This is a genomic window from Streptomyces capparidis (assembly GCF_054782095.1).
In genome coordinates this window covers 1-22,899 of the sequence record NZ_BAAGTD010000056.1, presented here as the reverse complement: position 1 = coordinate 22,899, position 22,899 = coordinate 1, and the positions used below count along the sequence as shown (strand labels likewise).

The following is a 22,899-nucleotide window of genomic DNA, read 5'->3' as shown; positions in this document are numbered from 1 at the left end:
CGTCAGGTGAACAGCTCGCCGGTGAGGACCACGAACACGTCCTCGAGGGTGGTGCGGCGGGCGACGTCGGGCGGGCCGAGGCGGTCGCGCAGCCCGGCGGGCATGGTCTCGGCCCGCAGCACCGAGAACGAGACCCCGGTGCGGCGGCCCGGCAGTCCGGCGCGCGCCGCCAGCTCCTCCACCTCGGCCCGGCGCCCCGCCCCGCCGCCGTACTCGAACGCCTGCTCGCCCGCGTGGGCCCGGAGCAGTTCGGCGGGGGTGCCCCGGGCGACGGTCCGCCCGCAGAAGACGACGGCCACGTCGTCGGCGAGGCGTTCGGCCTCCTCGATGTAGTGGGTGGACATCACCACGGTGGTCCCGCCGGCCCGCAGGGCGCCGATGACGTCCCACAGGTCCTGGCGGATCTGCGGGTCCAGCCCGACGGTGGGCTCGTCGAGCAGCAGCAGCCGGGGGCCGCCGAGCATGCCGCGGGCCAGCAGCAGCCGCCGGCGCATGCCGCCGGAGAGCCCGCCGGCCCGGCTGTCCGCGCGGGCCCCGAGGCGGACGGCGGCCAGGGCCCGGTCCACGGCGGCGGCGCGCCGGTCGCGGGGCAGCCCGGTCAGCCCGGCGAAGACCTTCAGGTTCTGCCGCACGGTCAGCTCGGGGTCGGTGTCGTCGTGCTGGGGGACGACGCCGGTCAGGGCCCGCACCCGGCGGGAGGCGCCGGGCATCGGGTGGCCGAGCACCTCGACGGTGCCCGCGTCCGGGCGGCACTGCCCGGTGAGCATCCGCATGGTGGTGGACTTGCCCGCGCCGTTGGGCCCGAGCAGGCCGAAGAACGCCCCCCGCGGCACGTCCAGGTCCAGCCCGTCCACCGCGGTGGTGCCGGCGAAGCGCTTCACCACGCCGCGCAGCCGCACGGCGGGCGTGTCCGGTCCGCTCATCGGCGCTCCATCCCGCGCGCCAGCTCCCGCAGCGGCGCCGTCGTCACGAAGTCCTCCGGGGCCGGCCCGCGGTAGCCCTCCCGGGCCAGGCGCCGGACCAGGGCGGGGATCCGCAGATACCGGCCGCCAGCCTCGGCGTAGCTCCTGGTCAGGTCACGGGCGCCGGCCGGGTGGAGGGCGGCGAACGCCTCCAGCAGGGCGCGCTCGGCGGCGTCCCGCGGATCCGCCGGGTGCGGCTCGTCGCCGGCTCCCTGGGCGCGGACGCCCGCGGCCAGCCAGCCGGCGGGGCACGAGGGGTCGCCGGGTGGGGCGCCGCGGACCACGTACCAGTGCGGCGGCGCCAGGCGGGCGGCCCCGCGGCGCGTGCGCAGGGCGTACCGCAGGGCGGCCGGGGTCACGCCGGGATCGGCCGCCACGCACGCCAGCAGCTCGGCTCCCCGGCCGCGCCAGTCCCCGTGGAAGACGCGCGCCGCACGCACCCCGGGGCACCGCCCGAGCGCGCCCTCCAGGTCCGGCAGGTGCGTCCAGCGGCCGTCCACGTCGGCCCATCCAGGGCCCGGCACCCACCGCGGGGGGACGCCCGCCAGCCGGGTCCTCGGCACGTCCCGGTCCTCGGCGGCCTGCCGCAGGAGCACGGGCAGCCCGCGCAGCAGCTCCTCGCCCTCCGCGGCGGTCAGCAGGTCGTCGTTCGCGGTGAGGTGCACCGTCATGTGGCAGGGGTGGGTGACGACCCTGATGTCGTTGGCGCCGCGGCCCCGCTCCACCCGGCGGTGCACCACGTCGGCGCCGGGGCCGCAGTCCCCGTCGTGCCCGTCCGCCGCGGTGATGAAGTTCAGCAGCGGCACGTCGTACACGGCGTCGGTGGCGCCCCGGGCCAGCTTCCACATGTAGAACGCGCCGACGTCGTACCGGCCGTGGCGCAGGCACCGGCGCAGGGCATCGGCGGCCTCGCGCACCACGTCGCGGAACGGGCGGTCCGCGCCGACCTCGACCAGCAGCCAGCCCTGCTGCACCCAGGTGCACACCGCGTCCAGCCGGTCCGGGGCGGAGCGGTTGGCCACCAGCATGCTCAGCAGGGCGCGGTCGCGTCCGTGCCGGTTGGCGAAGCCGACGGCCAGGGCCGCGATCAGCACGGCGGCGGGCAGGCAGCGCTCGCGCCGGGCGATGTCCCGGCACAGGCGCGGCAGGTCGGCCGACCGCATGGTCAGGGAGCAGCGCTCCCCGCGGTCGTCGCCGGGCCCGCGCGGGGGCAGGTCGTGCAACTGCCGCAGGTGGATCGCGCGCCAGTGGTCGAGCGCCGCCTCGTCGCGGCGGCGGCCGTCCGCGGACAGCTCGCTGCGCACCTGCTCCCGAGGGGTGTGCGCCACCGGGCCGAGCCCGGCCGGCGCTCCCCGCGCCACCCCGTCCAGGACGGCTTCCAGCTCCCGGGCGAACGCCGCCTTGCCGTACTCGTCCACGGCCAGGTGGTGCAGCAGCACGCACAGGTGCGCCGGGCGGCCCTCCGCCATGTGCAGCGCCGCCCGGATCGGGGGTTCGCGCTCCGGGTCGAAGCCGGTCCGGGTGATCTTCCGCCATGCCGCGGGCTCGCTGTCGGCCGACGCCACCGGCAGGTGCCCGCCGGGGTGGACGACCTGCACCGGGTCGCCGTGCTCGTCCACGGGGAAGGTCGTCCGCAGGATCTCGTGCCGGTCCCGCACGATCGCCAGGGCGCGGGACACGTCCGCGACCGAGGCCCCCTCGGGCACCGGCAGCCGCACCGACAGCACCAGCCACGCGGGCGGCTCCGCCCGCTGCTGGGCCCACCACGCCCCGTGCTGGGCCCAGGCCAGCGGGAACGGCTCGCCGGGCGCGGGCGCGGCGGGGCCGGGGAGCGGGTCGGGCGCGGTGCCGCCGGGGAGGGGCGGCCGCGCCGGGGCCTGGGGGAGCGGACGGGTGTCCTCGACGTCCGTCATCGGCTGTCCTTTCCGGGTCGGAACACGGAGAGCACCTGCGCCAGGTCCGCCGCGTCGAGGTCGGCGTCGGGGAAGGCGCCCGGCCCGGCCGGCCGCGCGGTACCGCCCGGGGCGGGGTCCGCGGCCGTGTCCGGCAGGTCCGTGCCGGAGCCCCGCCCGGCCCGCAGGTGCGCGGCCAGGCGGGCGGCGGTCGGGTGGGCGAAGACGTCGCCGGGCGACACGGGCAGCCCGGCGCGCTGGAGCTCGGCGCTGATCTGCACCACGAGCAGGGAGTCCGCGCCGAGCTCCACCACGTTGTCGTCGGCGGCGACCGCGGGCAGGCCGAGCAGCGCGCCGCACACGTCGGCGATCCGCCGCTCCAGCGCGTCCCCGGGCGGCTCGGGCACGGGCCCCGGGCCGCTTCCCCGCCGCCCCGGCGGGGGAGCGGCGGGCCGCGGCTCGGCGGGCGGCGCCGCGCCCCTGGGGGTGACCAGGACGTGCGGCAGGTGCGGGTTGGCCAGGACGCGGCGCAGGGCGGCCAGGGCCTCGCCGGTCCGCAGGCCCTCCTCCTCCGGGCCGGCGGCCGGCGCGGCGGCACCGTCCGGGGCCGGGCGCAGGACGAAGCCCTCCACACGGACGGCCGGCACGCCGTCGGGGCCGGTGAGGGTGACGTCCGCCAGGACGGTGCCGGTGCGGTCGCCGTCCGGGTGCCGCACCACATGGGCGCGGACCTCGGCGGGCAGCTCGCGGTGGACGACCAGGCGGCGGTAGGCCACGGGCAGGTGGGTGCCGGTGCGGGGGGCCGCCGCGCCGGTGGCGACGTCCAGCAGCGCCGGGTGCAGGGCGTGGGCGGCCAGGTCGCCGTGGAAGCGGTCGGGCAGCCTCAGGCGCAGCACCGCCTCGCGGTCCGCCTCGTGCAGCTCGGTCAGGCACTGCCAGCGCGGTCCCGTGGCCACCACCCCGGCCTCGGCGCGGGGCCGCGGCCCGGCTCCCGGGCCGGGCGGGACCGCCGCGGGACGGCGCTCCCCGGTGTCCGCCCGGTCCGGCGGCGCGGCGGGGCCCGGCCGGTGGGGCGCGATCCGGCCGTGGCCGTGCGGGCGCCCCGGGGACGCCGACGACCGCACCTCCCAGCGGTGCCCCCCGTCCGGGTCGGGCAGCAGCCGCACGGTGACGTCCGGCCAGTGGTCCGCGGGCAGGGCGAGGGGGTGGGCGAAGACCGCGTCCAACTCGACCGGGCCCGGACCGTGCACCAGGTCGTGCGCGGCCGTGGCGAGCGCGAGCAGGGCGGTGCCGGGCAGCACCGGCACACCGGCCAGGCGGTGCTCCGCGGCCAGCCACTCGGTGTGCTCGCCGCGGCGCAGCCGCAGCTCCACCGCGCCGTCGCCGCCGGTGGCGCGGGCGTCGAACAGCGGGTGGTCCAGGGGTTCGCCGGCGCCGGACCGGTCGCGGGTCCCGGCCCGGACCGCCATCCCCGTCTGCGCCCAGCGGTCCCAGCCGACGGACACCGCCCGGTCGGTGGCGTGCGCGAGGCTGTCCAGGAACGCGTTGGCGCCGATGTAGCCGAGTCGGCCGGCGGCGCCGGACACGCTCAGCACCGACGAGCACCACACGGTCAGCGGCCGGTCCCGCGCGGTGAGCCGGTGCAGCACCAGCGTGCCGCGCACCTTGGGGTCGAGCACCCGGGCGACGTCGTCCGCCGTGCGCCGGGCGAGCACCCCGCCGCCGGGGATCCCGGCCGCGTGCACCACGCCGGTGACCGGGCCGAACCGCCGCCTGGCCCGGTACACCACCGCGGCCATGGCGTCCGCGTCGGTGACGTCGGCCTGCGCCAGGCACACCGCGGCACCGTGCCGGGTGAGCGCGCCGAGCCGGGCGGCGAGGTCCGCGGGGAGCGGGGCGCCCGGCGGCGCGCCGTCGGGCCGGAGCACGGTCCAGGCCGGTCCTTCGGGCACGGGGCGCCGGGTGACCAGGACCAGGGTGCGCCCCTCGGCCCCCGCCTCCTCGGCGAGCAGGCCGGCGACGGCCGTGCCGACGCCGCCGAGCCCGCCGGTGATCAGCCAGGTCCCGCCGGGGAGGGGCCGGCCGCCGTCCGGCGGTGCCAGGGCGGGCCGGCCGGGCACGGGGACGAGGCGGGCCCGGCCGCGCACGGCGACCAGCGGTTCGCCCGGCCAGGGGCCCGGCAGCTCGGCCACCACCGCGTCGGCGGCCCGCTCCAGCTCCGCGCCGTCCCGCGCGGGGCAGTCCAGGTCCAGGGCGCGCAGGGCGAGCGCGGGCAGCTCCCGGGGGACGCCGCGCACGGCGCCCAGGGCGGTGGCCGTGTGCGGGGCGCGCGGGCGCTGTCCGCCGGCGCCGTGGGCGGCGTCGGTGACCAGCAGCATCCGGATCGGACGGCTGGGGAACGCCTCGCCGAGCGCGCGGGCCAGGAACGCGGGCACGGTGACCGCGTGCAGCGCGTGGCGGGCCGCCTCGTCCGCGGTGGCGGCGTCCAGGTCGGGGGCGTCCACGGGCCAGCAGCACACCACCGCGTCGGGCGCGGTCCCGCTCGCGGCGAGCGCGGCGGCGAGGTCGGCGGGCCCCGCCGGGTCGTCGGGGTCGAGCCGCGGCCCGCCGTCCACCGTGCCGCCGTCCACCGTGTCGCTGCCTGCCGTGCCGCTGCCCGCCGGTCCGGCCGCGGCGGGGCGCACGGTGCGCACCAGGCAGCCCGCCGCGGTCAGCCGCCGCGCGACCCGCTCGCCGAGGCCCGCGGAGTCGGCCAGCAGCAGGACCGTCCGCGGCAGCGGGCCGGAAGGATCGGGTGGGGCGGTCGGCCGCCAGTCGAGCACGTGCAGCAGGCGGTCGACGTCGTCGGCGCGGCCCGCGGGGGAGTCCGCGGCGGGCGGGTGCCCGGCGGCCGGGGCGCGGTCGGTGCCGGCGCCGCGCGGCTCGTACCAGTGCCGCGCCGGCTCGAAGGGGTACGTGGGCAGGGGGACGTGGCGGCGGCCCGCCCGCTCGCCGAGCGCGGACCACCGGATCGGGCTCCCCAGCTCCCACAGCCGGGCCACCGCGGCCAGCCGCGCGGGCGGCCGTCCCGCGCCCGCCGTCGCGCCGTCGCGCCCGTCGTCCAGGCCGGCCAGTGCGGGCCGGTCGCCCAGGGTGCGGCGGACGAAGCCGGACAGGGAGCGGCCGGGGCCGGTCTCCAGGAACAGCGCCCCGGTGGCCGGCACGGCGGCGAGCGCGTCGGTGAAGCGCACGGTGGCGCGCTGCTGCCGCGTCCAGTGCTCGGCGGAGGCCGCCAGCGCCGGGGTGAGCGGCTCGCCGGTCAGGGTGGACACGAGCGGGATCGACGGGGCGCGGCCCGGCGTCTTCGCGACCAGCTCGCCGAACTCGGCGAGCAGCGGGTCCACGGCGGCGGAGTGGAAGGCGTGCCGGACGGCCAGGGGCCGGGCGTGCACGCCCTCCGCGGCCAGTCGGCGGCGCAGCTCCGCCACGGCGGCCGGCGGGCCCGCGACGACGCAGCGGTCCGGGGCGTTGACCGCCGCGAGGTCCACCCCGCCGCCGGGCGCGCCCGCGGCGGGCCCGGCCACGGCGAGGAGGTCCCGCACCCGCGCCTCCGGCAGCGGGACGGCGAGCATGGCGCCCGCCGGCATGGTGGCCGCCAGCCGGCCCCGCTCGGCGACCAGGCGGGCGGCGTCGTCCAGCGGGAACACCCCGGCGACGCAGGCCGCCGTCCACTCGCCGACGCTGTGCCCGACCAGGGCGGCGGGCCGCACCCCGAGCGCGGCCCACCACTCGGCGAGCGCGTACCCGAGGGCGAACAGCGCCGGCTGGGCGACGTCGGTGCGGTCGAACAGGTCGGGGTGGGCGGGGTCGAGCAGCAGCTCCCGCAGCGGGGCCCCGGTCCACGGGCGCAGCGCGTCCAGGCAGTCGTCCAGGGCCCGCCGGAAGGCCGGCTCCGCCCGGTACGGCTCCGCGGCCACGCCCGGGTGCCCGACGCCCTGCCCGGGGAAGAGCAGCACCACCCGCGGCGCGGTGGCGGCGGCGGGCACGGCGGGGGCGGGCGGGTCCGGCAGGCGCGGCGGGCCGCCGTGCCGGGCGACCGGGACCGCGCGCCGCCAGGGGTGGGCGCGGCGCCGGGTCTGGAGGGTGTGCGCGGCGTCGGCGAGAGGCGGCCCGTCCGGGGCGGTCAGCGCCGCGCCCAGGCGGGCGGTGGCGCGGTCCAGCGCCTCGGGGGAGCGGGCGGACACGGGCAGCACCTCCCAGCCGGGGTCCGCCGGGGGCGGGCCGGCGGCCGGGAGGGGCGGGGCGTCGCCGAGGACGACATGGGCGTTGGTGCCGCCGATGCCGAACGAGCTGACCCCGGCGACCCGGGTGCCGTCGGGGCCCGGCCACGGCGCGGCCTCGGTCAGCACCCGGAACCCGCTGCCGGCCAGCTCCGCGGCGGGGCGGGAGAAGTGCGCGGTCGGCAGCAGGGTGCGGTGCTGGAGCGAGAGCACGGCCTTGATCAGCCCGGCCATGCCGGCGCAGGTGTCCAGGTGGCCGATGTTCGACTTCACCGCGCCGAGCACCCGGGGCCCGCCGCGGGGACCGAAGACGCGGCCCAGCGCGGTCAGTTCGATCCGGTCGCCGAGCGCGGTGCCGGTGCCGTGCGCCTCGACGTAGCCCACCTGCTCGGGGGTGACGCCCGCGACGGCCTGGGCGGCCCGGACGACCCGCACCTGGCCGTCCAGGCCGGGCGCGGTGAAACCGACCTTGCGGCTGCCGTCGTTGTTGACCGCGGACCCGAGGATCACCGCCCGGACCAGGTCGCCGTCGGCCACGGCGTCGGCGAGGCGCTTGAGGACGACGACGCCGACCCCGGCGCCGAACACCGTGCCGGTCGCGTCGGCGTCGAACGGCCGGCAGTGCCCGTCCGCCGAGAGGATCCCGCCCTCGGCGTGGACGTAGCCCAGGCCCTGGCCGACCCCCGCGGACACCGCGCCGGCGAGCGCGGCGCCGCACTCGCCGCTGAGCAGCGCCTCAGCGGCCAGGTGGACCGCGACGAGCCCGGAGGAGCAGGCGCTCTGCACGCTCATGCTCGGGCCGGTGAGGCCGAGCCGGTAGGAGGTCCGGGTGGCCAGGTAGTCCTTGTCCGCCGAGGCGAGCCACTGGACGTCGGCCAGGTCGGACAGCTCCGCCGCGTGCGGCAGCAGGTGGTGGGTGAGGTAGGAGTTGAACCCGGCCGCCGCGTAGACGCCGACGCCCCCCTCCACGGATGCCGTCGGCTGCCCGGCGTCCTCCAGCGCGGCGACCGCGCACTGGAGGAACAGCCGGTGCTGGGGGTCCATCAGGTCGGCCTCGCGCGGCGGGATGCCGAAGTACTCGGCGTCGAACTCGGCGAGCCCGTCCAGGACGCCGCCCGCGCCCACGAACCGCGGGTCGGCCAGCCGCTCCTCCGGGACGCCCAGGGCGGCCAGCTCCGCGCGGCCGCGGAAGGTGACGGACTCCCGCCGCGCCACCAGGTTCGCCAGGAAGGCGCCCGCGTCCGGCGCGCCGGGGAACCGGCAGGCGAGGCCGGTGACCGCCACGGCGTCCGGCAGGTCGGCGAGGTCGGCGAGGTCGGCGGGGTCGGCGGCGGGGGCCGTGTGCCGGTACGTCATCGGTTCCCAGCCGCTCCGGCCGCGCCGCCCGGCCCCGGCGCGGGCGCCCCGCCCCCCGGTTCCTCGGCCCGGCGCGCCGCCCGGCGCCGCTGGTGGTGCCGCCCGCGGCCCGGCGGGGCCGGGGCGGCGGGGCCGCCCGGCTCCGGCGCGGCGGGCCCGGCCTGCGGGGCGGGGGCCTCCGGGGCCGCGGACGCGGGCGCGGCCCGCTCGCCGGCCGCCGCGGCCCGCCCGTCCAGCAGCTCCGCCAGGTGGCGGATCGTGGGGTGCTCGAACAGCTCCACCATCTCCACCTGCCGGCCCAGGTCGTCGTGGATCCGCCGCTGGAGCCGGACCAGGTGCACCGAGTTCGCCCCCGCCTCGAAGACGTTGGTGTCGGCGCCGACGTCGGCGCCGTCCATCAGGTCCCGCCAGATCGCCGCCAGCGCGTCGGCGGTGCGCGCGGGCACCGGGTCCGGCGCCGGCGCGGGCGGGGCGGCCGCGGTGGCCACCGGGAGGGGGTCCGGGTCGGCGGCGGGCCGGTCGGCGGACGCCGCCAGCGCCTTGCGGTCCACCTTCCCGTTGGCGGACAGCGGCAGCGCGTCGATCTCGCGGACCTGCCACGGCACCATGTACTGCGGCAGTTGCTCGGCGAGCGCCGCCCTCAGCCGCGCCGTCCACGCCGCGCCGTCCGCGCGCCCCCCGCCCGGGGCGTCCGGCGCGCGGCCGCCCACCAGGGTGTGCAGCACCGTCTGGCCGTCCTCCAGCAGCAGCGCGCGGTGCAGCGGCTCCGGGCGCACGTCGCCGATCGGGCACAGCGCCACCTCGCCCTCGGCGGCCCGCCGGCGCAGCAGTTGCGCCATGGCGCCCGCCTCCAGCAGGCAGAAGCGGTCCGCCAGGGCGCCGTAGACCGGGGTGACGGCCCGGCCGCGGGCGACCAGGACGACGGTGAAGCCGGCCCGCTCCACCAGGGGCCGGTTGGCCGCGCCGTACAGCGCCGGGTCGAGCACCGCGGCGGCGCCCTCCGCCCCGTCCAGCGCGACCAGCGACGGCCCCGCCGGATCGACGTAGTAGGTGCCGGGCGGCACGCCGTCCACACCGCCGGGGGCCACGGCGAGGTAGGTCTGCACCGGGTAAAGACCGCCCGCGGAGCCGTAGGCGTACCGGGGGATGCCGTCGCCGTCCTGCCTGGCCAGGACGGCGAGCAGGGCGTACAGGCCGGCCGCGGTCACCGGTCCTTCGCCGAACCCGGTCGCCGCGCCCCGCCCGGCCGCGGCGGGCGGCGCCGCGGCCGGGGGGAACGGCAGCACGGCCCGGCCGGCCAGGTCGGTGCGGCGGCCGGGCTGCCGCAGGCGGGTGTCGAGCCTGCGCATCCGCTCCGCGTCGAACACGGTGCCCGCCCGGGCGGGGCCGTCGCCGGGCGGGGCGTCCCCGGCCGCCGAGCGGTCCCGCACCACATAGGCGACCAGCCGCGCCGAGGTCTGCCGGCCCTCGACGACCACGGCGGCCTCCCGCACCCCGGGGGCGCGCAGCAGCGCCGCCTCGATCTCGCCCGGCTCGATGCGCATGCCGCGCACCTTGACCTGGGAGTCCTCCCGGCCCAGGAACTCCAGGTCGCCGTCCGGCAGCAGCCGCGCGAGGTCCCCGGTGCGGTACAGCCGCTCCCCGGTGACCGGGTGGACCGGGAACGCGCGGGCGGTCGCCTCCGGCGCGTTGCGGTAGCCCACGGCCACGCCCGCGCCGCCGATGTACAGGGCGCCGGGCATGCCGACCGGCCGCGGCCGGAACGCGTCGTCGAGCACATGCATGGTCTGGTTCCGCATCGGCCGCCCGTACGGGATGCTCGGCCGGTCCGGGGCGACCTCGCCCACCGGGTGCAGCACCGACCAGATCGACGCCTCGGTGGCCCCGCCCAGGGCGACCACGTCGGCCGCGGGCACCGCCGCCCGGATCTGGCCGGGCATGCCGACCGGGACCCAGTCGCCGCTGAGCATGACCAGGCGCAGGCTCGCCAGCGCCGCGGCGCGGTCCCCGGCGGCGTACGCGAGCAGCATCTCCATCAGCGCCGGGACGGAGTTCCACACGGTGACGCGGTGGTCGGCGAGCAGGTGCGCCCAGCGGGCCGGGTCGCGCTCCTCCCCGGGGCCGGCGAGCACCAGGGCGGCGCCCGCGGCGAGGGTGCCGAACACGTCGTACACGGACAGGTCGAAGCCGAGGGCGGACAGGCCGAACACCCGGTCGTCCGGCCCGACGCCGAACCGCTCGTTGATGTCGGCGATCGTGTTGAGCGCCCCCCGGTGGTCGATCATCACGCCCTTGGGCTCCCCGGTGGAGCCGGAGGTGTGGATGACGTAGGCGAGGTCGCCGGGGTCGGTGGCGGCGGGTTCCGGCGCCCCGTCGCCCGGGGCGGCCAGGGCGGCGGCGAAGCCGATGACCGGCAGCCCTTCGGGGACGCCCGCGGGCCGCGGGTCCGCCGCGGTGGCGAGGACGGCCGCGGCCCCCGTGTGCTCGAGGGCGCGGGTGACGCGCGCGGGCGGCAGGCCCGCGTCCAGGGGCAGGTAGGCGGCGCCCGCGCGGAGCACGCCGACGACCGCCGCGACCTGCCACCACCCCCGGTCCGCGAGCACGCCCACCAGGTCGCCCGGCCGCACCCCGGCGCCGCGCACGGCGCGGGCCACGGCCGCCGACGCCCGGTCGAGGTCGCCGTAGCTGACCTCACCTGCCGCGAACACCACGGCGGTGCGCCCCGGGTCGGTGCGCGCCCGGCGCAGGAAAGGCTCGTGCAGCAGCCCCCGCGGCAGCGGGCCCGCGGTGTCGTTGAGGGCCCGGTGCGCCGCGAGGTGGGCGGCGGGCAGCAGCGGCCGGTGCGGGTCGGTCCAGGCGCGCTCGTCGTCGGCGAGCGCGGCGAGCAGGCCGGTGTAGGCGTCGAACATGTCGTCGAGCAGGCCGGGCGGGAACAGCTCCTCCACGGCGTCCCAGGTCAGGCGGAGCCGCCCGGCGTCCTCGGCGATCTGGTGGTCCAGCCACACCTGGGGGGTCTGGGTGATCGTGTGGGCGACCCGGGCGCCGAGACCGCGCAGCAGCTCCTCCGCGCCGGTGTCGCCGGTGCCCAGCTCGCTGGTGAACACCACGGGCATCGCGGCCCCGGCCACACCGCGGCGCCGGGCCAGCTCGCCGGCCACCCGCACCCCGCTGACCAGCCGGTGGTCCAGGTCCTCCCACAGCCGGTGCTGGATCGCCCGCGCCCGGTCGGCGAACGGGCCCGCGGTGGCCGCGGCCACCTCGAACAGGGTCAGCGCCGTGAAGTCGCCGACGAGCTCGGGCAGGTCGGGGTGGTCGCCCTCCCGGTCGAACAGGGTGAGGTTGAGGGTGAACCGGTCCTCGGCGGCCCAGGTGCCGAGCACCGCGGCGTACGCGGTGAGCGCGAGGGCGGACGGGGTGACCCGGGCCTCGGCGGCGCGGGCCTTCAGGCGGGCCCACACCTCGGCCGGCAGGTGCGCCTCGCGGCGGCGGAACCGGGTCGCGGCCAGGTCCTCGGGCCGGCGGGCCAGCGGGAGCCGCGGGGCGGGCGGGAGGGTGTCCAGGCGGTCGAGCCAGTAGGCCAGGTCCGCGTCGTGGGCGGGGCCCTCCCGCCGGGCGCGCTGGGCCAGCACATAGTCCCGGAAGGACAGCTCCAGGGGCCGCGGGACGAGGTCGCCCCGGTACACGGCGAGGAGTTCGCGCAGCAGCGCCTGCACGCTGCCGCCGTCCGCGATGAGCGTGTCCACGCTCAGGTGCAGGCGGGTGGCACGGGGCCCGGTGCGGGACGCGCGCAGCTCGAACAGGGGCCAGGCGTCGGCGGGCAGCACCTGGTGGGACATGGCGGCCCGGACCGCGGCGAGCCGCTCGGCGCGCTCCGCCTCGGGTAGTCCGGCCAGGTCCGCGGCCCCGATCACATAGTCGGGCACCTCGGGCAGGATCCGCTGGGTGCCGTCGTCGGCCACGAGCAGGCGCAGCGCGTCGTGCCGCCGGACCAGCGCCCGCCAGGCGTCCTGCAACCGGTCCAGGTCCAGGTCCTCGACGTCGAGTTCCAGGTACAGGTGGCAGGAGACGTCGCCGCCGACGGCGCCGCTGCGGCCGATCCAGTAGGCGCGCTGCACGTCGGTCAGCGGGAACGGGTCGTGGCGCGCTGCCGGGTCCGGCCGCAGCGGGACGGGGCGCCGCTCCGGCGGGGCGGCGGACGCCGGTTCCGCGGCGCCGCGCAGCTCGTCCACCACGCGGGCGAGCGCGGCGACGTCCGGGCTCTCGAACAGGGCGCGCAGCGGCAGCCGCACCGACAGCTCCCGGCGGACGGCGGCGACGACCCGGGCGGCGAGCAGGGAGTGGCCGCCGAGGTCGAAGAACCCGTCGTCGGCGCCCACCCGCTCCACGCCCAGCACCTCCTGCCAGATCCGGGCGATGCGCTCCTGGGTGGGGGTGGCCGGCGGGACGTGGGCGCGCCCGGCCGGGAGGGCGGGCGCGGGTGCGGGCAGCGCCGCCCGGTCCACCTTGCCGTTGCCGGTCAGCGGCAGCGCGTCGAGCAGGGTGTAGCGGGACGGGACGGCGAAGCGCGGCAGCACGTCGCTGAGCGCGGCGCGCAGCGCGGCCGCTTCCGGCGGGTCGTGCGGCTCCCGCGGCACCACGTACGCGGCCAGGAACGCCGCGGGGGTGCCCGGGTCGCCGACCGCGACCACGGCCTGCCGGACCCCGGGCAGCGCCGCCAGGGCGGCCTCCACCTCGCCGGTCTCGATCCGGAAGCCGCGGATCTTCACCTGCTGGTCGTTGCGGGCCAGGTACTCCAGGCGGCCGTCGCGGGCGACGCGCACGACGTCGCCGGTGCGGTACAGCCGGGCGGCGGGGTCGGCGCCGTCCGGGTCGGGGACGAACCGCTCGTCGGTGAGGTCGGGCCGGCCGAGGTACCCGGCGGTGACGCCCGCGCCGCCGATGTGCAGCTCGCCCGGCACGCCCACCGGGTTCCTGCGGCCGTGCGGGTCGAGCACCCGCACGGTGGTGCCGGCGATCGGGCGGCCGATCGTGACCCGCGCCTCGTCCGGCCGCACGGTGTCGGCGGTGGACCACACGGTGGTCTCCGTGGGCCCGTACATGTTCAGCACGGCGGCGTCCGTGTGCCGGGCCAGCCGCCGCACCAGCTCGGCGTCCAGCGGCTCGCCGCCGAGCAGGAGCTGCCGCAGGCCGGCGAGCGCGCCCGGGTCCGGCTCGTCCAGCAGGGTGCGGGCGAGGGAGGGGGTGCACTGGAGGTGGGTGACGCCGTGGGCGCGGATCAGGTCGGTGAGCGCGGTGTCCGCCGGTGCGGGCGGCGGGGCCGCGGCGGCCCGGCGCAGCGCGTCCAGGCGGGGCAGCGCCGCGAGCGCCGCGTCGGCCGGGACGCCGAAGTCGACCAGGCAGGCGATCTCGTCCACCCCGATGCCGCGCAGGTGCCGCACCAGCGGCGCCAGCTCCTCGACGGTGCCGATCAGCGAGCCCCGCGCGAGGTAGCGGGCGCAGGCGTGGTCGAGCAGGGCCTCCTCGTCGTCGCGGGTGAAGCCGGCGGAGTCGATGTCCGTGCCGAGGCCGCGGGCCAGGTTCCGGATCAGGCCGACGGAGGACCGCAGGTAGTCGCGGAACGGCTGCCGGGCCGTGGCCCGCACGTCCTGCGGGTCCGCGCCGACGAAGGTGTGCAGCATCACCGTCACCTGGGGTTGCCCGGGGTGCCCGGCGCGCCGCCAGGCGTCGCGGTAGACGGCGATCCGCTCCGCGAGCTCCTCGACGGTCTGGCCCAGCAGGTGGGTGAGCAGGCCCGCCCCGGCCTCGCCGGCCGCGCGGCAGGTCTCCGGGCTGCCGGAGGAGGTGAGCCAGCAGGGCAGTTCCGGCTGCACCGGGCGGGGCAGCGCGGCCACCTCGACGGTGCGGCCCCCGGGGCCGGGGTAGGGCACCCGCTCGCCGCGCCACAGCCGCCGCACCTCGTCCAGCCCGGCCAGCGTGCGGGCGTGCCGGTCGGCGTAGGCGTCCGGGGCGAGCACGAAGTCGTCGGCGTGCCAGCCGGAGGCGAAGGACAGCCCGACCCGCCCCCCGGACAGGTTGTCCACCACGGCCCACTCCTCCGCCACCCGGACCGGGTGGTGCAGCGGGAGCACGACGCTGCCGGCGCGGACGGCCACCCGCTCGGTGGCGCGGGCGACGGCGGCGGCCAGCACCGACGGGGCGGGGAACGCGCCGCCGAACGCGTGGAAGTGCCGCTCGGGGAGCCAGACGGCGGCGAGCCCGTGCGTGTCCGCCCACCTCGCCCCCTCCAGCAGCAGCCGGTACTGGCCGGGCCCCGGCTCGGCGGCGGCCGGGTCGCTGGCGAAGTAGAACAGGCTGAAGTCCGGGACGGCCGGGGCGGCGGCCGCGGGGGAGGGCGGCGGCGCGGACGCGGCCGGGTCGGGGCCCAGCACCACGCGGTGGCCCCGGCTGAGGGTCCACAGCAGCTCCAGCACGGAGATGTCGAACGCGACGCTGGTGACGGCCAGCCAGGTGACGGGCCGCCCGCCGCCGTCCACCACCCGGTCCATGGCGGCGCAGAACGCCGCGAGGTTGCGCCGGCGGACCACCACGCCCTTGGGGCGGCCGGTGGACCCGGAGGTGTGGATGACGTAGGCGGCGGCCTCGGGGTCCACCGGGGCGGCGGCGGGCGGCTCCGGGGCGGCCTCGGTGCCGTCCGCGGGCGCGTCCAGGTCGAGCAGCGGCGCGCCGGCCGGCAGGGCGTCCCGGGTCGCGGCGTGCACCACGACCGCGGCGGGCGCGGCGTCGTCGAGCACATGGGCCAGGCGCGCGGCGGGGTAGTCGGGGTCCAGCGGCACATAGGCGGCGCCGGCGCGGAGCACGGCGAGCAGGGCGGCCGGCAGGTCGGCGCCGCGCCGCAGGCAGATCCCCACCCGGTCCCCCGGCCCGACCCCGGCGGCGCGCAGCCGGGCGAGCAGCTCGCCGACCCGGGCGTCCAGCCGGCCGTACGTCAGGGACACCGGGCGCGGGCCGCCGGGGACGACCAGGGCGGGGGCGTCCGGGGTGGCGCGGGCGGCCCGGGTGAACGCGGCGGCCACGTCCTGCGGCCCGGCGGGCCCGGCCGGGAGCGGGCCGCCGTCGGCGGTGGCGTCCAGGCGGTCCCGCTCGGCGGGGGTGAGCGTCAGCAGCTCCGAAAGCCGCAGGCCGGGCCGCGAGGTGCCCAGGCGCAGCACCCGCGTGAAGGCGTCGAGCATCCCGCGGACGGTGTCCTCGTCGAACAGGTCGCGGCTGTACTCGCACACGCCCGCGGTGCCGTCGCCGTCCCGGCCCAGCTCCAGGGCGAGGTCGGTGCGGCACCAGCCGTTGTCGAGGTCCACCAGCCGCGCGGTGACGCCGGGCAGCGCGAACTCGCGGGCCGGCACGTTCCGGTAGCCGAACTGCACCTGGAACAGCGGGGCGTGGCCGAGGTCCCGCTCCGGCCGCAGCTCGCGCACCAGCCGCTCGAAGGGCACCCGCTCGTGGGCGAACGCGCCCAGCGCCGCCTCCCGCACCCGCTCCAGCAGCTCGGCGAACGTGGGGTCGCCGGACAGGTCGCAGCGCAGCACCAGGCTGTTGACGAACATGCCCACGAGCCCGTCCAGGTCGGGGTGGTCCCGGCCGGCGGTCGGCACGCCGACCACCACGTCCTCCTGCCCGGAGTGCCGCATCAGCACGGCCTGCCAGGCGGCCAGGGTGACCATGAACGGGGTCGCCCGCGCGGCCCGGGCGGCCTCCTCCACCGCCGCGGTGGCGTCCGCGTCGAGCCGCAGTTGGACCCGGCCGCCGCGGTGGCTCGGCACGGCGGGCCGGGGCCGGTCCGCGGCCAGGGCCAGCAGGTGCGGGGCGCCGTCGAGCCGCCCGCGCCAGTAGGCCAGGGAGTCGGCGAGCGCCTCCTCGGTGAGCCGGCCGCGCTGCCAGGCGGCCCAGTCGGCGTACTGGACGCGGGGCGCGGCCGGGGCCGCCCCCTCCCCGCGGTGGGCCCGGTACCCGGCGCACAGCTCGTCCACCAGCACCGCCCTGGACCAGGCGTCGCCCACCAGGTGGTGGTTGACCACGACGAGCAGCGCGCGCCGCGGCGCCGAGCGGATCAGCAGGGCGCGGAAGAGCGGCCCGCGCTCCAGGTCGAACGGGCGGGCCGCCTCCTCCTCGGCCAGGGCCCGCTCGGCGGCGTCCGCGTCCTCGGCCGCGCCGTCCAGGTCCACCGTGCGCAGCACCCGCCCGGGGTCGTCCGCGATCCGCTGCGCCGGGCCGCCGCCGGGCCCGCCGTGCGGGTCCACGACGGTGCGCAGCGCCTGGTGGCGCAGCGTCAGGCCGGTCAGCGCGGCGTCCAGGGCGGCCTCGTCCAGCGGCCCGGTCAGCCGCAGCGCGGCGTACTCGTTGAACACGCCGAGACCGGGGTTGAGCTGCTCCAGGAACCACAGCCGCTCCTGCCCCGGGGACAGCGGCGCCGGGGCGGCCGGGTCCCGCGCCGGCACGCCCGGTGCGGCCGCGGGCCCGTCGTCGGCGGTCGCCCGGCCGCGGATCCGCGCCGCGAAGCGGGCCCGCTGCTCCGGGGTGAGCCGGGCCAGGCGTGCGTCGCGTTCCGCCGACCCGGTGCCGGGGACGCGCTCGGCGTCGATGCTCATCACAGTTTCCCTTCGGCGGGCCTCGGCGCGGGGGCGGCCCCCCGGCGGCGCGCGCTCACTGGTTCTCCAGGTCGGCGAGGATGCGCTCCTCGACCTCCGCGGCGACGTCCGCGACCCGCCCGCCCTCGAAGAACAGCCGGGCGGGCACGTCCACGGCGAACTCCGCCCGCAGCCGGGCGGTGATCTGCGCGGCGAGCAGCGAGTGCCCGCCCAGTTCGAGGAAGTCGTCCTCGACGCCCACCGGCTCCACGCCGAGCAGCTCGGCGTAGATCCCGGCGAGCCGCGCCTCGGTGTCGGTCCGCGGGGCGGTGTAGGGGGTGGACAGCTCGGGGCGGGGGTGCGCCGCGGCGGTGCGGCCCCGCCCGGCGGGGGCCGCGGTGACGCGCAGCGTCCCGTCGGCCTCGGCCACGGCGCCGGCCCTGGCCACCACGGCCCGCCCGCCGGGGCCGTCCAGCAGCGCGGCGAACGCCCGGGCGCCCTGCGCCGGGGCGAGCGCCCCCGCGAGCATGTGCCGCTGGAACTCCCGCAGGTCGGCGGGGACCTCGGCGCTGTCCGCCATGCCGGTGCCGCGCCACATGTCCCAGTCCACGGCGACGGCGTGCCGCTCGCCGCGGGCGGACTCGGCCTCGGCGACCGCGGCGAGGTAGGCGTTGGCGGCGGCGTAGTCGGCCTGGCCGTAGGTGGGCACGAGGGTGGCCAGCGACGAGCACAGCACCAGTAGTCCGCCCTCCCCGGGGCGCAGCGCGGCGAGCAGGTTGCGCAGGCCGGTGGTCTTGGGGGCCAGCACCGCCCGCATCTCCTCGTCGGTGCGCCGCCCGACCGACCCCCCGCCGGGGACGCCCGCGGCGTGCACGACCCCGTCGATCGGCCCGAACCTGGCCCGGGCCGCGTCCAGGGCGCGGCCGAGCGCCGCGGCGTCGGCGACGTCGGCCCGGACGGTGAGCACCTCGCCGCCCAGCTTCCGCAGCTCCCGCAGGGCGCGGGCGGTGTCCCCGCCGTCCGGGGCCGGCCGCCGCCCGAGGAGCACCAGATTGGCGGCGCAGGTCCCGGCCAGGTACGCGGCGAGGGTGAGCCCGATGCCGCCGAGGCCGCCGGTGACCAGGTAGGTGCCGCCGTGGCGCAGCCGGGCCGGGGCGCCGGCCGGGACCGGGCGCGCGACGGGCTCGACCGCGCGGGTGAGCAGGCGCCCGTCGCGCAGGGCGAGCAGCCGCGCCGGGGCGGTCAGGACCGCCCGGACCACGTGCCCGGCGGTCTCGGGCCCCACGGTGGCGCCCGCCGCGAGGTCCAGGTGGGTGCAGGTGAGGTTGGGGTACTCCTCGGGGAGCACCTGCGCGGGGCCGCTGAGCAGGGCGGCGGCCGGGTCGGGCCGGTCGGCGGCGGTGGCCGGGAAGGCCCCGGCGGTCAGCACCCCCAGGCGCACCTCGTTGACGACGTTCTCCTGGGACATCGCGCGGGCCAGCCGGACCAGGCCGAAGTAGCCGGCCGTCTCGTCGGCCGGGTCCGGGCCCCAGGCGTACAGCACGGCCGTCGGGGTGCGCACCAGGCCCCGCAGGTCGGCGAGGAGCTTGGCGTACTGGGCCGGGTCGGCGGGGTCCAGCTCGTACACGCCGCGGCGCACCCGCCGGTACTGGGTGCCGGGCAGCACGCTGGTGACGATCTGCCCGCGGGAGGCCAGCAGGTCCACGACCGGCTGGGCCAGGCCCGCGCGGTCCTGGAGCACCAGCCAGGTCTGCCGGCGCCCGGCGAGCGGGTCGGGGCCGTCCGCGGTGTCCAGGGGCCGCCACACCAGGCGCGCGTGGACGGCGTCGGGTTCGCCGCCCGTTCGGGGGAGCGCTCCCACCCCTTGGTCGCCGGTGGCGGCGGCCGTGTCCGCGGCCCGCGGCCCGGACGGCGCGTCGCCCGGCTCGGGGTCGATCCAGTGCGGCAGCCGCTCGAACGGGTAGCCGGGCAGGTCGGTGACGCGGGCGTCGGCCGCGGCGGGCTCCCAGGCGACGTCGGCGCCGCGGGTCCACAGCTCGCCCAGCGTCAGCACGGCCGCGGCCGGCTCGTCCTCGCCCCGCCGGGCCTCCCGCAGCGGCGGCGTGACCGGGCGGGGCCCGTCCGCGCGGGCGCTGCGCAGCAGGTCGGTGAGCACCCCGCCGGGACCGGTCTCCACCAGCACCAGGTGCTCGTCCAGCTCCGCCAGGCGGCGCAGGCCGTCGTGGAACCTGACCGGTTCCCGGGCCAGCCGCACCCAGTGGGCCGGGTCGGTGGCCTGCTCGGCGGTGACCCACCGCCCGGTCAGGTTGGTCGGGTACGGCATCCGGGGTGCCCGCAGGGCGATCCCGGAGAACGCGTCGGCCAGACGCTCGGCCGCGGGCTCGCACAGGGCGCTGTGGAACGCCCGGTCCACCGGCAGCCGCAGCGGGCGCAGGCCGCGCTCGGCGAGCGAGGCCTGCGCCCGCTCCACGGCCTCCACCGGCCCCGACAGCACCGCGGCGCCGGGCCCGTTGACGGCGGCCAGGTCCAGGCCGTGCGCGGCGGCGGCCTCGGCGGCGTCCGCCTCGGCCAGCGGCACGGCGAGCATCGCGCCGGGCCCGGTCCGCTCCATCAGCCGCCCGCGGGCGGCCACCAGCGCCAGCGCGTCCGGCAGCGTGAACACCCCGGCCAGCAGCGCGGCGGTGTATTCGCCCAGGCTGTGCCCGAGCAGGGCGGCGGGGCGCACCCCCCAGTGCTCCCACAGCCGGGCCAGCGCCCAGGACACCGACACCACGGCGGGCTGCGCCACCGAGGTGCGGCGCAGTTCCCCGTCGTGCCCGTCGCGCAGCAGCTCCACCAGGTCGCGGTCGCCGCCCAGGTGCGGGCGCAGCAGCCGGGCGCACTCGTCCAGGGCGTCCCGGAACACCGGGTGGGCCCGGTACAGGCCCATGGCCATGCCCGGGTACTGGGCGCCCTGGCCGGGGAGCAGGAACGCCACGGGCGCGTCCTGCCGTCCGGCGCGGCCGCGCGCCGACACCCGCCGTCCCCCGTCGCGGAGCGCGGCGACCGCCCCCGCGGTGTCCCCGGCGACGACGACCCGCCGGTGCGGCAGCCGCCGGCGCCCGGTGCGCAGGGTGCGGGCGACGTCGGCCAGCGGGCGGTCGGGGTGGGCGGCGAGGTCGTCGGCGAGCCGGACGGCGGCGGCGTCGAGCGCGGTCGGCGTGCGCGCGGACAGCGGCAGGGCGACCGGGAGGTCCGCGGGGGCGGCGGGCCCGCGCGGGGTGTCGGGGGCCTGCTCCAGGATGACGTGGGCGTTGGTGCCGCCGATGCCGAAGGCGCTGACCGCGGCCCGCCGGGGGCCGTCCGGCACGGGCCACTCGGTCAGCTCCCCGGGCACGAAGAAGGGGCTGTCCGCGAGCGCCAGGTCGGGGTGGGTCCGCTCGGCGTGCAGGCTGGCCGGGATCCGGCCGTGGCGCAGCGCCAGCACGGTCTTGACCAGGCCGGCCACGCCCGCGGCCGTGTCGAGGTGGCCGAGGTTGGACTTGACCGAGCCCAGGCCGCACCACGCGGCGCGCGCCCGCGCCGGACCGTCGCCGGTGCCCGCGGCCGCGTCGGCGCCGGCCCCGTCGGCGGTCGCCCCGTCGGCGCTCGCCCCGTCCGAGGCGGCGTCGGCGGCGCGGAAGGCGGAGGTGAGCGCGGTGACCTCGATGGGGTCGCCGATGGGCGTGCCGGTGCCGTGCGCCTCGACGTAGCCGATGCTGCGCGGCTCGACGCCGGCCACCGACAGCGCCTCGCGGATCACCGCGGTCTGCCCGGCGACGCCCGGCGCGGTGTAGCCGGCCTTGCTCGCCCCGTCGTTGTTCACGGCCGAGCCGAGGATCACCGCGTGCACCCGGTCCCCGTCGGCGAGGGCGTCGGCGAGCCGCTTGAGCACCACCACGCCCGCGCCGTTGCCGAAGACGGTCCCGGCCGCGTCCGCCGCGAACGGCCGGCAGTGCCCGTCCGGCGACTCGATGCCGCCCGCCACCGGCAGATAGCCGGCGCGGTGGGGCACGGTGACGGTGACCCCGCCCGCCAGCGCCAGGTCGCACTCGTGGACCAGCAGGCTCTGGGCGGCCAAGTGCACCGCGACCAGCGAGGTGGAGCAGGCGGTCTGCACGCTCACGGCGGGGCCGCGCAGGTTCAGCTTGTACGCGGTCCGCGCGGCGAGCTGGTCGGGCTGGTTGCCCTGGAACAGCAGGGGCACGCCGAGCGAGGCCCGCAGGTCGGCGCGGGGCAGCACATTGTGGATCAGGTAGGTGCTGAGCAGGGAGCCGGCGTACACCCCGACGGGGCCGGGGACCCGGTCCGGGTCGCAGCCCGCGTCCTCCAGGGCGGCCCAGGCGCACTCCAGGAAGATGCGCTGCTGCGGGTCGATGACCGACGCCTCGAGCCCGCCGTAGCCGAACAGGTGGGCGTCGAACCCGGCGATGTCGGCCAGGACGCCCTTGGCGGGCACGTACTCCGGCCGGGACGACTCCGCCTCGGGGACGCCGTCGGCGCGCAGCTCCTCGGGGGTGAAGCGGGCGATCGCCTCGGTGCCGGCGGCCAGCAGGTCCCACAGCGCGTCGGCCGATTCGGCCCCGGGGAACCGGCCGGCCATGCCGACGATCGCGATCCTGTCGTCGCCGGCACCGTCGCCGTCGCCGGGGTGGGCGCGGGCCGGGGTGTCCCCGGGGGTGCGTGGGGCAGCAGTCAAGGTCGTTCTCCTGGTCGTGAGGGGGCGCACCGCGCGCCGTGGACGGGTGGGCCGCGGTTCAGACCGCCATCAGGTAGCGCTGGAAGCGGGGCATCAGGAACTCCAGCGCGCGGACCTCCACGGGCGTCAGCTCCGGGTGCCAGACGTCCCACAGGAGCACCGCCCGCTGCTGCGTGCCGCGGTTCCACGCCTCGTGGATGAAGCTGTCGTCGAAGAGGATGACCTTGCCCTCCTCCCAGCCGCGTTCGTCGTCACCGACCCGGATCGAGCACCCCGGGGGGACGACCAGCGGCAGGTGGGCGGTGAGCAGGAGGTTGACGCCGCCGGTGTGCGGGGTGATGTGCACGCCCGGGTTGAGGATGGTGAACATCCCGTCCCGCGGGCCGTGCGGGGTGGCGGCCAGGGCCCGGCAGGTGGCCGGGCAGCGGCTTCGCGCCTCGTCCCGCCAGGTGCCGTCGCGGTAGATCTGGTAGGTGTCCCAGCCCTGCCAGCCCAGCTCCTTGGTGTACAGGTCCTCGTACGGCGCGAACCTGGCCTGCTCGGCGCGCAGGGCGTGGAACTCCTCCCGGACGGCGGACCAGGCCGCCTCCATCCCGGCCACCCAGGGCAGCGCCGAGGTGTCGTGCCAGGGCAGCGCGCTGATCCCGGGGAAGAACAGCCGGGTCGGCTCCTGGTCCTCGTGCAGGTAGTGCGGGGCCCGCTCACCGGCCAGGACGCGCAGGCACTCCTCGACCCGCTCCAGTCCCTCGGCGCCGAAGCCGGCCCGCAGCTCGTCCATCACCCGGTCCACGTCCATGTGGCGGTCCTCTCCTGATGCTGTGCCGAGCGCCGCCCCGGGCGTCCGTCCCCGGTGCGGTCTCGGGCGTGGTCTCGGTCGCCGTCCCGCGGCGCCCTCGCGGGTGCCGCTGTCGGCGGGTGTCGTCGTCCGGTGTCGTCGGCCGGGCCGCCGTCCCGCGGCCCGGCGCGGGTGCGCGGCTCAGCCGGCCGTGCCCCCCGGCCCGCCGTCCTCGCTCCCGTCCAGGCCGGCTGCGTGCCGGCCGGTCCCGCCGCGCTGCGCCGGCGCCCGCCGGACGGCCGCGCGCCGCGGCCCGCGCC

The 22,899-nt window shown here is 79.3% G+C and carries 6 protein-coding genes; all 6 read right to left on the bottom strand.

Translation table 11 applies throughout. The features are described 5' to 3' along the window. Positions 1-2 precede the first annotated feature (2 nt). Genes ACYVO2_RS31840 through ACYVO2_RS31815 form a run of 6 tightly spaced genes read right to left on the bottom strand, consistent with a single transcriptional unit; the run spans position 3 to position 22,600 of the window. A complete protein-coding gene (locus ACYVO2_RS31840) occupies positions 3-923 on the bottom strand; it encodes an ABC transporter ATP-binding protein (RefSeq protein WP_461011547.1) in 921 nt (306 codons plus the stop codon). Next, positions 920-2,875: a condensation domain-containing protein gene (locus tag ACYVO2_RS31835; protein WP_461011546.1), complete on the bottom strand. Its 1,956-nt coding sequence runs from the start codon at positions 2,873-2,875 to the stop codon at positions 920-922. Before ACYVO2_RS31835 ends, ACYVO2_RS31840 begins: the two co-directional genes overlap by 4 nt. Beyond that, the gene (locus tag ACYVO2_RS31830) at positions 2,872-8,469 is read right to left on the bottom strand and encodes an SDR family NAD(P)-dependent oxidoreductase (protein WP_461011545.1); all 5,598 of its coding nucleotides are present in this window, start codon (positions 8,467-8,469) and stop codon (positions 2,872-2,874) included. Before ACYVO2_RS31830 ends, ACYVO2_RS31835 begins: the two co-directional genes overlap by 4 nt. Further along, positions 8,466-17,108, bottom strand: coding sequence for an amino acid adenylation domain-containing protein (locus ACYVO2_RS31825; protein ID WP_461011544.1), 8,643 nt, complete (start codon positions 17,106-17,108; stop codon positions 8,466-8,468). The genes ACYVO2_RS31830 and ACYVO2_RS31825 overlap by 4 nt, the downstream gene beginning before the upstream one ends. A gap of 55 nt (positions 17,109-17,163) precedes the next feature. Beyond that, a complete protein-coding gene (locus ACYVO2_RS31820; RefSeq protein ID WP_461011543.1) occupies positions 17,164-21,804 on the bottom strand; it encodes a type I polyketide synthase in 4,641 nt (1,546 codons plus the stop codon). A gap of 58 nt (positions 21,805-21,862) precedes the next feature. Then, positions 21,863-22,600, bottom strand: coding sequence for an aspartyl/asparaginyl beta-hydroxylase domain-containing protein (locus ACYVO2_RS31815; protein ID WP_461011542.1), 738 nt, complete (start codon positions 22,598-22,600; stop codon positions 21,863-21,865). Positions 22,601-22,899 lie beyond the last annotated feature (299 nt).